Origin of the sequence: Sulfuriferula sp. AH1 (assembly GCF_002162035.1) — a bacterium.
GTDB lineage: Bacteria > Pseudomonadota > Gammaproteobacteria > Burkholderiales > Sulfuriferulaceae > Sulfuriferula.
The window spans coordinates 1322109-1334621 of the sequence record NZ_CP021138.1 but is presented as its reverse complement, the minus strand read 5'-3'; the positions used below and the strand labels follow the sequence as shown (position 1 = coordinate 1334621).

Sequence of the window (12513 nt, the reverse complement as noted above, 5' to 3'; positions counted from 1 at the left end):
AGGCGCAATCAATGCGCCTCCTTTGCAATCCGGCTGTCAATTCCGGATCAGTGGTTATAAGCCTTCTCGCCGTGCTCGGTGATGTCCAGCCCCTCGCGTTCGTTGTCTTCGGTCACGCGCAGGCCGATAGCCATGTCGATCACTTTGAACAGGATGAAGCTGATTACGCCCGACCAGATCAGGGTGGTGCCGGTCGCTGTCAATTGCTTGAGCACCTGTTCGCCCATGCTTACCCCGGCAGCGTAACCGACACCGCCGAAAGTGGTGGACGCGAGGAAACCGGTGCCGATCGCGCCAACGATGCCGCCGATGCCGTGGATGCCGAACACATCCAGCGAATCGTCGTAGCCCAGCCAGTTTTTCAGGCTGGAGGTTGACCAGAAGCAGATAGCGGCAGCGACGATACCCAGCACGATGCTGCCCATGGGGCCAACAAACCCGCAGGCCGGAGTGATGGCCACCAGCCCGGTGATCGCACCGGAAACGCCGCCCAGCATGCTGGGCTTGCCCTTGATGATCCATTCGACGAACAGCCAGCCCATTGCGGCGGCAGCCGTCGCCAGCTGGGTATTGAGCAGCACCATGCCTGCGGTGCTGTCCACCGCCAGCTCGCTGCCCACATTGAAACCGAACCAGCCTACCCACAGCAGCGAACCGCCTATCATGGTCATGGTCAGGCTGTGCGGCGACATGGATTCCCTGCCGAAGCCGACGCGTTTGCCGAGCACCAGCGCGCCGACCAGCGCGGCGATACCGGCGTTAATATGCACCACGGTGCCGCCGGCAAAGTCCATCGTGCCCATGCCTTGCAGCCAGCCGCCGCCCCACACCATATGCGCGATAGGCGCATACACCAGCGTGAGCCAGCCGGCCATGAACAGCAATATCGCCGAGAATTTCATGCGCTCGGCGAAACCGCCGATAATCAGCGCAGGGGTGATGGCCGCAAAGGTCATCTGGAAAGTCAGGTACACGTATTCAGGAATGACGCCGGTGAGCGAATCCTTGCTGACGCCGGACAGGAACGACTTGCTCAGTCCGCCCACGATCGAATTCATCTCGCCGCCAGTGGTAAAGGCCAGACTGTAGCCATACAAGGCCCACAGCACCGAGAGCAGGGAAAAGGTAATGAATACCTGAGTCAGTATCGACAGCATGTTCTTGGTGCGCACCAGGCCGCCGTAAAACAGCCCCAGCCCCGGTATCGTCATCAATATCACCAGCACGGTCGCGGTAATCATCCAGGCAGTGCTGGCGCCATCCATCCTGGGCGCGTCAGCGGCAAGGCTCATGGTGCTGTATCCCAGCAGGCCCAATGCCGGCAGGACACGATTCGTTAACATCTTGTTCATCTATCTGCTCCCTTAAAGTGCGTCAATGTCGGTTTCGCCGGTACGGATGCGAACTGCTTTTTCGAGATCGGTAACGAAAATCTTGCCGTCGCCTATCGAACCTGTTTTGCAGGTTTTTTCCATGCTCTCGATGACCTGGGACAGCTTCTCGTCGGTGATCGCGATCTCGATCTTGATCTTGGGCACGAATTGCACCATGTACTCCGCACCGCGATAGAACTCGGTGTGCCCCTTCTGGCGGCCAAATCCCTTTACTTCGGTAACCGTAATGCCCTGTATGCCGATAGCGGATAAGGCATCGCGTGCTTCTTCAAGCTTGAACGGCTTGATAATCGCAGTAACAAGTTTCATTGCTTCTCCCCTCGAATTTAAGAAAGACTCCAAAAAATGTTAATAGAAGTGAATCAAAATTTATCCACGGGAAACAATTAGCAATTTTGATGCCAAGCGCAAAACGGGCTGGACAGCCGATTTACCGGGGTTTTGTAAATGGATAGAGGTCAAGGGCATTCGGACAAGGCCTGTTTTGGTGCAGGATTTCGCAGCGGTGCGCTATGAAAGTGCTGGTGCGCAGGTGTTTCAATTGGGAGAAAACGCTTCAGGAACGCGACAGCCGCAGAGCCAGCGTGAAACTCGCTGAGTATGGCCAGATTTCACCTGGAAACGGTTAATCAGGCGGCATGACGTCCGCCTAATCCCTCAACAGGCCCTTCTGCTCGATGAACTGGATGATGCTGTCCAGCCCTTGACCGGTCTTGAGATTGCTGAAAACGAATGGCCGCTCGCCGCGCATTCTGGCGGCATCCCTGTCCATCACTTCCAGCGAAGCACCGACCATCGGTGCCAGATCGATTTTGTTGATGATGAGCAGGTCGGATTTGGTGATGCCCGGGCCGCCTTTGCGCGGAATCTTGTCGCCTGCCGCAACGTCGATCACATACAGCGTCAAATCGGATAGCTCGGGGCTGAATGTCGCTGACAGATTATCGCCGCCGCTCTCGACGAAAATAATGTCCAGATCGGTAAATTTACGCGACAGGCGCGCAACCGCTTCCAGATTGATCGAGGCATCCTCGCGAATCGCCGTATGCGGACAGCCGCCGGTTTCCACCCCGATGATGCGCTCCGGCAGCAAGGCTTCGTTACGCACCAGAAACTGCGCGTCTTCCTGCGTGTAAATGTCGTTGGTGACGACGCCCAGCTGGTATTTGTCGCGCAGGCTTTTACACAGCGCCAGGGTCAATGCAGTCTTGCCGGAACCGACCGGCCCGCCGATACCGACGCGCAGAGGTTGGGTATTGTTCATTATGATTTTCCTTTTAATTTACAGCGCTTTTGTCCACGAACGCTTTTCATCCCGGCTCATGACCTGAACAGCCGGCTGTACTGGGTTTCATGCCGGCTGCACGCTATCGCGAACATCGGTCCGTAATTGCTGATTTCATCATCAGCCATGACCATCACGGCATTTACCAACTGCGGCAGTTGCGCCGCGATTTCAGCCAGAATCTGCTGTCCCGCTACTTGCCCGACCGGTATGCTCTTCATCGCAGCGCTGACCTGATTTTCCACCCACGCCCACAGATAGGCAGAAACCATCGCTTCCGGCGGAATATTCCAGCACACCGCCGCGCAACCAAAAGCGGCCGGGAAACTCAGCGGCTCCAGCCTTGACAACTGATCCAGTCTTGCAGCGTCAAAGCCGCCCATCTCCTGCATCAGGCGGCGCATGGAATAACCCATCTGTTCGGTTTCGGCGCGCAATTCCGCAGCTTCGCGCGATGTGCAGAACACTTCGTTCCAGTGCGCGAGCTGAACAAAATCATCGTGTTCCCAGGCACGATATAAACGCAGCAACAACGGCGCTTCAAAGCGCGCCACATTGAATTGCAGCACATCGCCGATCCACACCCGCGCTGAATCGCGGTCATGCACGATGCGCTGATCGACTGCCCACTCCAGTCCTTGCGAATAGCTGTATGCGCCCACCGGCAGCATCGGGCTGGCCAATTGCAATAACCGCAACAGTGATAAATCAGTCAAATTCATGGATGATGCCTTTATGGCCGGCTTCATCGCCGTGATTATGCACATGACCACCATAGGCACCCGCTTCGGGTTCGAACGGGGCAATTTCTTCGCTGACCTGCACGCCCAGTCCGTCCAGCATGTCTTTCAGCACATAATCGGCACCCAGCCGCAGCCAGCCATCGCCGACTTGCAGCGGCACATGCCGGTTACCCAGATGATAGGCTGCTCTGGCCAGGTCACGTTCGATTGCGGCCGTCACCAGCAAACTTGGCTCCGGCGCAGCCACCACCAGCACAACTCTGCCGTCATTGCCTTGCAGGCAGTCACCGCCGCGCAAGATGGTGCCGCGAGGCAAGAACAGCCCTACTTCTTCGCCTGATGCCAGCCGGGTGCGCAAGCGGCTCTTCTGCCTGCGTTCGAACGGCAGCACCAGCTGCTCGTCGGGTGGTTGTGCTGTGCTGCAGAATTGCTCAATCAATAACATAAACTGTACTCAGAACAGGAAATAGCGTTGCGCCATCGGCAACAGGTCGGCGGGTTCGCAGGTGAGCAATTCACCGTCCGCCCTGACTTCATAGGTCTCGGGATCGACTTCGATTTTCGGCATTAGCGCGTTATGCACCATATCCCGCTTGGTCACCGTGCGCGTGCCGCTCACTGCCACCAGGCGTTTGTCCAGCCCCAGTTGCGCGGCCAGATCGCTGCGCGCGGCCAGCCCGGACACAAAAGTCACCGAGGTCGCAGTACAGGCCTTGCCGTAGGCACCGAACATCTGCCGATAATGCACCGGCTGGGGCGTCGGGATCGAGGCATTGGGATCGCCCATCGCCGCTGCCGCAATCATGCCGCCCTTGATAATCAGCGACGGCTTCACACCGAAGAACGCCGGACGCCACAGCACCAGATCGGCCAGCTTGCCCACTTCCACCGAGCCGACTTCATGCGCGATACCGTGGGTGATCGCCGGATTGATCGTGTATTTGGCAATGTAGCGCTTCACCCGCTGGTTGTCCTTCTTGGCGTGGTCTTCCGGCAGGGCGCCACGCTGCACTTTCATCTTGTGCGCGGTTTGCCAGGTACGCATGATGACTTCGCCCACCCGCCCCATCGCCTGCGAATCGCTGGAGATCATGCTGAAAGCGCCGAGGTCGTGCAGGATGTCTTCGGCGGCAATGGTCTCGCGGCGGATACGCGACTCGGCAAAAGCCACGTCTTCAGCGATATTGGGGTCGAGATGATGACACACCATCAGCATATCCAGATGCTCGTCTATAGTGTTGACCGTGTACGGGCGCGTCGGGTTGGTGGACGACGGCAGCACGTTTAGCTCGCCGCAGGCCTTGATGATGTCGGGCGCGTGGCCGCCGCCTGCGCCCTCGGTGTGATAGGTGTGGATCGCCCGGCCCTTGAACGCCGCCAGCGTAGTTTCGACAAAGCCGGATTCGTTCAGGGTGTCGGTGTGGATGGCGACCTGCACATCCATTTCGTCGGCGACTGCCAGACAGTTATCGATCGCTGCCGGTGTAGTGCCCCAGTCTTCATGCAGTTTCAGCCCGATCGCCCCGGCGGCGACCTGTTCGCGCAGCGGCTCCGGCAGGCTGGCATTGCCCTTGCCGAGAAATCCCAGGTTCATCGGGAAACTATCCGCCGCCTGCAACATGCGATGCATGTACCACGGCCCCGAGGTGCAAGTTGTCGCGTTGGTACCCGTGGCAGGGCCGGTGCCGCCGCCGAGCATGGTGGTTATCCCCGACATCAGCGCTTCCTCGATTTGCTGCGGGCAGATGAAATGGATGTGCGAATCGATGCCGCCCGCCGTGACGATCAAGCCTTCCCCGGCGATGATCTCGGTGCTGGCGCCGATAACGATGTCGACGCCGGACTGTATGTCCGGATTGCCTGCCTTGCCGATGCCGACGATACGGCCGGATTTAATGCCGATATCAGCCTTGACGATACCCCAGTGATCCACGATCAGCGCATTGGTAATCACGGTATCGACCACATGGGCGTAAGTACGCTGGCTCTGTCCCATGCCATCGCGGATAACCTTGCCACCGCCGAATTTCACTTCTTCGCCGTAGAGGGTGAAATCCTTCTCTACCTCTATCCACAGCTCGGTATCAGCCAGACGCAGCCTGTCGCCAACGGTTGGGCCATACATCTCGGCATAGGCAGCGCGCCCGATTCTCAGACTCATGACCGCTCCTCCAACTTGCCCATCACTTGCGCATTAAATCCGTACACCACACGCTCGCCGCCCAGGGCTACCAGCTCGATAGTACGATCCTGCCCCGGCTCGAAGCGGACGGCAGTACCTGCCGGAATATTCAGACGAAAGCCATAGGCGGCATTTCGATCGAACGCCAGCGCGGTATTGGTTTCATAAAAATGGTAGTGCGAACCCACCTGTATCGGCCGGTCGCCGGTATTGGCGACGCTGAGCGTATGCGTTGCCATACCCGCATTCAGCTCGATTTCGCCGTCCATCGGCACTAATTCACCAGGTATCATCTTGCCTCCTCACGCAATCGGGTTGTGTACGGTGACCAGCTTGGTGCCGTCCGGGAAAGTGGCTTCCACCTGGATATCCGGGATCATCTCAGGTATGCCATCCATCACATCGCTGCGCTTCAACAATGTGGTGCCATAGCCCATCAGTTCGGCTACCGTCCTGCCTTCGCGCGCGCCTTCCATGATCGCTGCAGAAATATAGGCAACCGCTTCCGGATAATTCAGTTTCAGCCCCTTGTCCTTACGCCGTTCAGCCAGCAATGCCGCTGTAAAAATCAGCAACTTGTCCTTCTCCCGCGGGGTTAATTCCATCCAGACCTCTTTTTAATTCAAAAAGTTGATTGAAAAACATGAAGCGATACTTCACGTCATCCAGATGCGTGGTATCGATGCTTTTTTGCCTGCCGCAAAGGGCCGCAACAGCTGCCATAACGCAATAAAATAGCGTTTGGCCGCTTCCGATTTGTGCCCCAGATAACGAGCGATCAGTACGTCGGGCAGCGCCGTGACGCCGCAATGCTCCCCGGCATGGTCATTCACTGCAATATTGCGGCAAGCCCCCAGCAAGCTGACCGGAACGGTTTTGCCTGCAAATATCAGCGTGCCCATCACCGTACAACCGGCCAGGCCAGCCGGGGAATGCAACAACGGAGCTCCGCCCGCCAAATCACCGTATTCGCGCCACACCGGCTTGCCCGCCAGATTGATGCGCACGGTCTGGCGCAGATGACCGTGTGCAAATCTTTCCCCGGCAGCCGCGCGTCCCAGACACACTATCTCCCAGCCCATGAACATTGCGCCCTGCTCCAGCTCGACCTGCATATCCATGCGCGCCCGTGCGCCATCGAACAGAATGGTTTCTTGCGGCAGCCATTCCAGCACACTGCCTTTGGCGAGCGTAAAATTCAAGCGCTGGCTGGCCTGCGCACCCGCCGACCGATACCATTTCCCTGCGCCGGGCGATGTCAGCAAAGCCTTGCTGGCGCGATCCAGTACCACGCGAATTTCCAGTGTATCGCCTCCGGCGATGCCACCCGGCGGATGCAAGACGATGGTATGGCACACTTCGCTGCCTTCCGGATACAGCGGCTTTTGTACGACCAGGGGGCCATGATGCTGGCGACGCGCAAGTACCGTTTTGTCTGCGGTGAGTTCATAGCCCAATGCAAGCGATGCATCCCAGCCAGCGCTTTTCCCTGCACCTTTAACCTGAGCACGTATTTGTCTTAATTCAGGAAGCAGACTCGCTGCAAGGTCGTCACAGGACAAAATATCCCCTCTGGTAATTTTCAGTATCCCGAAAAATATCAGCAAGAACCGCGCCACTTTCCTTTACCAATAGGATTCATATGGTTAAGTCAGAGAATAATTGGCTGGAAACTTGTATTTATTCACAGAGACACCATCCTGGTGCATTGTGCACCAAAACGGGGGATCGAAACGCCATCTGCCTAGGTCGCATTCCGCTACACTATTGACAGGGTTTGATGCATCTTAACCAGCCCCGACCCCGAAACGGGGCACTTTCCTGTATAGTAAAACTTTTTCCAAAATCAGCCATCACCCCCTGTAAAACAAAGTGGTGCAGCAGATATTCAACATCATTTCCTCATGGACCATACCGACATCACTGACGATCCCGAAGCCTCGCCGCACACATTGGCGGAACGTGCTGCTGCCGCATCGCGCACGACCTGGGTCAGCGTCATCGTCAACCTGTGCCTGAGCATCACCCAGATTGCGGTCGGCATGCTGTCCAAATCCCAAGGTCTGATTGCCGATGGCATCCATTCACTTTCTGACCTCGTCGCGGATTTCGTGGTGCTGTTTGCCAGCCATCACAGCAAGAAGGACGCCGACGAGGATCATCCGTACGGCCATCAACGCTTCGAGACCGCCGCCTCGCTGGTACTGGGCGGGCTGCTGCTGGCGGTCGGCGTGGGCATGCTGTGGTCGGCTTTTATCAAGCTGGAAGACCCCGATACGGTGCCCAAAGTCGGTGTCGCCGCACTCTGGGTGGCCGGCGGCGCGCTGATCGCGAAGGAGCTGCTGTTCCGCTACATGCTGACAACGGCCAAGCGCGTCAAGTCGAGCATGCTGGTGGCCAACGCCTGGCATGCGCGTTCCGACGCCGCCTCATCGCTGGTGGTGGGGATCGGTATCGTCGGCAACCTGGCAGGCTATCCGATACTGGACCCCATCGCTGCGCTGATCGTGGGTTTCATGGTCGCCAACATGGGCTGGGGATTCGGCTGGGATGCACTGCATGACCTGATGGATCGCGCCGTGGACGAACAGGAGGTGGCCGCCATACGCCAGACGCTGATCGAAACCGCCGGGGTCAAAGGAGTGCACGACATCCGCACCCGCAAGATGGGCGACATGATCGTCGTCGATGCGCACATCGAAGTCGACGCCGATATCAATGTCGAGGCCGGGCATGACATCGCCGTCGTCGCGCGAGCGCGGGTGATGCAGCGACATCGCGTGCTGGATCTGATGGCGCACGTAGATCCCTGGCGGCGCCCCGATCTGGATCACATCAAACCGGATGCATGATCGATAGCACGAATCCGGTAACCGCCTGGAGTAATGCGAAAGATCAGCTGCGCAGACGCAGATAGATCGCAGGCAAGATTTCCGGCAGACGGGAAATATCCTGCAGCATACGGTAACCCCGCCGCCCGAAAATATGGGCAGTATGGGATTCTGTCCGGGCATTCAGATTCAGACCGAAACAATCCACGCCAGCCCTGCGCAGATTTCTGATCGCGTGGGCGGCGTCATGCACCAGATAATTGGCATCGGTTACGTCGATATCGGCAGGCTCGCCGTCGCTGACGATCAGCAGTATCCTGCGCGTGGCGTACTGCTGCGACAGATAGCGGCCGGCATGGCGTGCCGCGGCCCCCATCCGGGTCGATAGTTTGCCGCTCATGCCGGACAGTCTTTTCCGGATACGGTCGTCGTAAGTTTCATCAAAGTCTTTCAGCCGATAATAATCGACATGGTTGCGGCCATTCGAGGAAAAACCGTGTATGGCAAAACTATCCCCCAGATCGGACACCGCGCCGCCAAAAAGCACAGCCGTTTCCCGCGCCAGCGCAAGAATGGTCTTATCCGTATCAGCCAGACGCTGATTGGTCGACTCGGACAAATCCAGTAACAGCAATACCGACACCGGCTGCGCAGAACGGACAAAGCGGCTGTTGATACGCAAATCCGGCGTACGTTGCTGCCTGATATCGGCAGCGGCGCGGATAGCCGCATCGAGATCGAGCTCGTCCCCCTCTTCCTGTTTCCTGATCCGGCGCAGCAGATTGGGACGCACGCTCTGATTAATGCGTTTCAGCCTGGACAGGATGGCGCTGGTGCTGTCTTCTATCGTATTGATAACGCCGACATCGGCTTCATCGCAGGCTTGCTCGATCACTTGTGCCCGATCGGGCCGCTCCATACCCAGACGATAATCCCATTCCGCATAATGAAATGCCGGCCTGACAGGTGCATCGTCCTTAAGCAGTGGCGTAGCAAGCTGGAAAATTTCGGCACTGGCCTCGGTAGGCTGCGTTGCCTGCTGCCCTGCCACTGTCGCAGCAGGTACAAACGCTGCCCGGCTATCACCGCTGTTCTGCTCGGGTTGCGACTGATCCGGCAGCGGCACTTCCCTCTCCTGACGCTGCCACAGCACCCGATTGTCGTCACGATAGGATGGCTCAACCAGATAGCCTGGCGCATTGAACCTGACCCGCATCTGTCCCAGATCATTAGCCAGCAGTAATCCCAGCCTGATCGACACTTGCGGGTCATCCCAATCGTGCTGCTGTGCCAGAAACAGCTGCCGTCCCTTCTGCATCCAGCCATTGTCGTCAATATATGCCGGATCAAGCAGCGCCCGTGTCAGCCGGCGCGCCAGCGACAGGAAATCGGTATTGCGGAAAGGCGACTGCGGATACAGGTCCAGCCACAGATTGCGCAATCCGGGAAAATCGCGCATCACCAGCGCCTCTACCCGTGCATCCTCAATCAGTGCTATCAGGCTATTTTGCATCGGGTTGATTTTACGGCGCAGGAAGGTTTGCCGTGAATAAACGATATGCGCGGCTGCATGCACTGCCGCTGCCCGGTAAACATCCTTGCCCGGTCTGGCGGCGACGTTGCTGAATGTGTCCGGCAAATGAATGACGGCATCATCGACAAAGCTTCGCGCCAATCCCGCATGGGCGTCGCTGCCCACCGGGAATGGCTGCATTTTGAATTCGCGGCCCCACAGGGCGCGCAGATACAGCCCAAGGCGCCGCCGCTCGTGCAGAAACAGCGTATTGCCGCTCTGCAGATTAAGCATGTGCCAGGAGGCTTCATTTTCCAATGCGAAATATTGCGCCAATCCGGAAAAATCCCGGCTATAGCGTGCTATCCCATTACGCGCCCAGCATTGCAAACCACCGATACTGAGCCGTTCCAGCAAAATATCCTGCTTGGCCAGCATGGGACGCAAACCACGGGGGGCCGCTGTCACCAGCTCTTCCAGCAGCGCCAGATAGCGTTTAAAAGAATGGGGATTACCCAGTTTGCGGGCAGCGTGCAGGCAGGATTCGAGAATCAGATCGACTGCCGCAGCACTGGTTCGGGGATGAATATTGATGATAGCCGACAAGAGATCGTCAACCGATTGCTGTCCAAGCAACGCGTCCAGCTCGGCTGCCACGCTCCTGAACAATTGCCATGAAGCTGCTCCCAGCCCCGCATGTCCGACAGTATCAAACGTCATTACGGTCATTGTTCCAGCCGGACCGGCATCCGAAATGCTGCCGGTCCCATTCATGCTGCCTATTTGTGCTTGACATCACCTTCGTTAGGAATACCCGCAATCGGGCATTCCGCCGTACCTACCGTCGAGCGCGTGAACGACTCGACCTGTTCGCGTGCCGACTCCGGATCCATCACCCATTTCTTGTAGAACTCGTACGGAATCTCGGCTACGCCCTTGTCGCCCTCGCCCGAGTTGATTTTCCCGGTATAGCCGCGGTGCAGCAGCTTGAACAGATGATTCTGCGACTGGCCGTTCTTGCGCGCATCGCGGATCAGCGAGGTAGACAGCTCGGCATACTGGATACCGTAATCCTCTTCACCGCATTCGCCCAGAGTACGTCCGTCGAAACCGACGATGGCGGAATGCCCGAAATACGAATAAACGCCGTCAAAACCGGAGGCATTGGCAACTGCGACATAGACGTTATTCATGAACGCCATCGCCTTGGCGACCAGCACCTGCTGATCCTTGGCCGGGTACATATAACCCTGGCAGCGCACGATCAGCTCGGCGCCCTTCATCGCGCAATCGCGCCAGATCTCTGGGTAATTGCCGTCATCGCAGATGATCAGGCTGATCTTCATGCCTTTGGGACCTTCGGTCATGTAGGTGCGGTCGCCCGGATACCAGCCTTCGATCGGGCACCAGGGCATGATCTTGCGGTATTTCTGCACGATCTCGCCCTTGTTGTTCATCAGGATCAGGGTGTTATACGGGGCCTTGTTGGGATGCTCTTCGTGACGTTCGCCGGTCAGGGAGAACACGCCCCAGACGTTGGCCTTGCGGCAGGCCTCGGCAAAAATATCGGTTTCTTCGCCGGGAATGGTCGCGGCAGTGTCGTACATTTCCTGGCTGTCGTACATAATGCCGTGGGTACTGTATTCCGGGAACACCACCAGATCCATCCCCGGCAAACCCAGCTTCATGCCCACCACCATCTCGGCGATCTTGCGTGCGTTGTCCAGCACTTCCGCCTTGGTGTGCAAGCGCGGCATCTTGTAATTGACTACCGCTACGCCAACTGCGTCGTTACTGCTGGAAATATCACCATGTCTCATAATTCACCTGTTTCCTTCTTTGATTTTCAATACAACCATTACAAACACCATCACACTGACAAATAACCCTTGATCTTCGCCGCATCCACATCGCCGCGCTTGTCTTCATGAATGAATCTGCCCTTGTCGATGACGATGATACGGTCGGCGATTTCCATGGTGAAGCTCAGCACCTGCTCGGAAACGATGATGGTAATCTCGCGCATCTTGCGGATTTCATTCAGTACCTTGGCAATGTCCTTGATGATGGACGGCTGGATACCTTCGGTCGGCTCATCCAGCAGCAGCACTTTCGGGTTGGTCACCAGCGCACGCGCAATGGCCAATTGCTGCTGCTGACCGCCGGACAGATTGCCGCCCTTGCGGTTGCGCATGTCGTACAGCACCGGAAACAGCGCGAAGATGTCGTCGGGAATGTGTCTGGATTTCGATTTTCCCAATCCGGTTTCGATGTTTTCCTGCACGGTCATATTGGAAAAGATCATGCGACCCTGCGGTACATACGCCAGCCCCTTGGCAACGCGCTGATAACTCTCGTTACCGCTAAGATCCTCACCATCGACCGTAGCCTTGGCGCATTTGCTAGGCAATATCCCCATCAGGGATTTGAACAGGGTGGTCTTACCCATGCCGTTACGCCCCATAATGGCCAGCGTCTCATTCTTTTCCGCTTTAAAGCTCAACCCGTGGATAACCTGGCTTTGCCCGTAGCTCACCTGCAAGTCTGCAATTTCAAACATGCTTA

Annotated in this window: 13 protein-coding genes; 1 reads left to right on the top strand and 12 read right to left on the bottom strand. The window is 57.3% G+C overall.

All coding sequences use genetic code 11. The features are described from left to right. Positions 1–47: 47 nt before the first annotated feature. The 9 genes from CAP31_RS06785 to CAP31_RS06745 all read right to left on the bottom strand — a co-directional run bounded on the left by CAP31_RS06785 (position 48) and on the right by CAP31_RS06745 (position 7211). Positions 48–1343: an ammonium transporter gene (locus tag CAP31_RS06785; RefSeq protein WP_304442142.1), complete on the bottom strand. Its 1296-nt coding sequence runs from the start codon at positions 1341–1343 to the stop codon at positions 48–50. A 21-nt stretch (positions 1344–1364) separates the two neighbouring features. Further along, a complete protein-coding gene (locus CAP31_RS06780; protein ID WP_087446838.1) occupies positions 1365–1703 on the bottom strand; it encodes a P-II family nitrogen regulator in 339 nt (112 codons plus the stop codon). Positions 1704–2043: 340 nt separating this feature from the next. Next, positions 2044–2658, bottom strand: coding sequence for an urease accessory protein UreG (gene ureG, locus CAP31_RS06775; protein WP_087446837.1), 615 nt, complete (start codon positions 2656–2658; stop codon positions 2044–2046). A gap of 56 nt (positions 2659–2714) precedes the next feature. Continuing rightward, positions 2715–3401, bottom strand: a complete 687-nt coding sequence (locus tag CAP31_RS06770; RefSeq protein WP_087446836.1) for an urease accessory protein UreF — start codon at positions 3399–3401, stop codon at positions 2715–2717. Continuing rightward, a complete protein-coding gene (ureE, locus tag CAP31_RS06765; RefSeq protein WP_087446835.1) occupies positions 3388–3867 on the bottom strand; it encodes an urease accessory protein UreE in 480 nt (159 codons plus the stop codon). The genes CAP31_RS06770 and ureE overlap by 14 nt, the downstream gene beginning before the upstream one ends. A gap of 9 nt (positions 3868–3876) precedes the next feature. Continuing rightward, the gene (ureC, locus tag CAP31_RS06760) at positions 3877–5583 is read right to left on the bottom strand and encodes an urease subunit alpha (protein ID WP_087446834.1); all 1707 of its coding nucleotides are present in this window, start codon (positions 5581–5583) and stop codon (positions 3877–3879) included. Continuing rightward, positions 5580–5897, bottom strand: coding sequence for an urease subunit beta (locus CAP31_RS06755; protein ID WP_087446833.1), 318 nt, complete (start codon positions 5895–5897; stop codon positions 5580–5582). The genes ureC and CAP31_RS06755 overlap by 4 nt, the downstream gene beginning before the upstream one ends. Positions 5898–5906: 9 nt before the next feature. Next, positions 5907–6209, bottom strand: coding sequence for an urease subunit gamma (gene ureA, locus CAP31_RS06750; protein WP_087446832.1), 303 nt, complete (start codon positions 6207–6209; stop codon positions 5907–5909). Between the two features lie 51 nt (positions 6210–6260). After that, positions 6261–7211: an urease accessory protein UreD gene (locus CAP31_RS06745; RefSeq protein ID WP_223247405.1), complete on the bottom strand. Its 951-nt coding sequence runs from the start codon at positions 7209–7211 to the stop codon at positions 6261–6263. 297 nt (positions 7212–7508) lie between these two features. Between CAP31_RS06745 and CAP31_RS06740 the strand changes: the two genes are divergently transcribed. Continuing rightward, entirely contained in the window at positions 7509–8456 is a 948-nt protein-coding gene (locus CAP31_RS06740) for a cation diffusion facilitator family transporter (RefSeq protein ID WP_087446831.1), read from the top strand. 43 nt (positions 8457–8499) lie between these two features. Here CAP31_RS06740 and CAP31_RS06735 read toward each other — a convergent pair whose 3' ends face one another. The 3 genes from CAP31_RS06735 to urtE are packed head-to-tail and all read right to left on the bottom strand — an operon-like array spanning position 8500 to position 12508. Next, positions 8500–10668 carry a nitric oxide reductase activation protein NorD gene (locus CAP31_RS06735; RefSeq protein ID WP_157662684.1) on the bottom strand — a complete coding sequence of 723 codons (2169 nt, stop codon included), beginning with the start codon at positions 10666–10668 and terminating at the stop codon, positions 8500–8502. 59 nt (positions 10669–10727) lie between these two features. Continuing rightward, on the bottom strand, positions 10728–11768 hold the full coding sequence (locus tag CAP31_RS06730; protein WP_087446829.1) for an aliphatic amidase: 1041 nt from the start codon (positions 11766–11768) through the stop codon (positions 10728–10730). A gap of 50 nt (positions 11769–11818) precedes the next feature. Further along, a complete protein-coding gene (gene urtE / locus CAP31_RS06725; RefSeq protein WP_087446828.1) occupies positions 11819–12508 on the bottom strand; it encodes an urea ABC transporter ATP-binding subunit UrtE in 690 nt (229 codons plus the stop codon). Between the last annotated feature and the right edge of the window lie 5 nt (positions 12509–12513).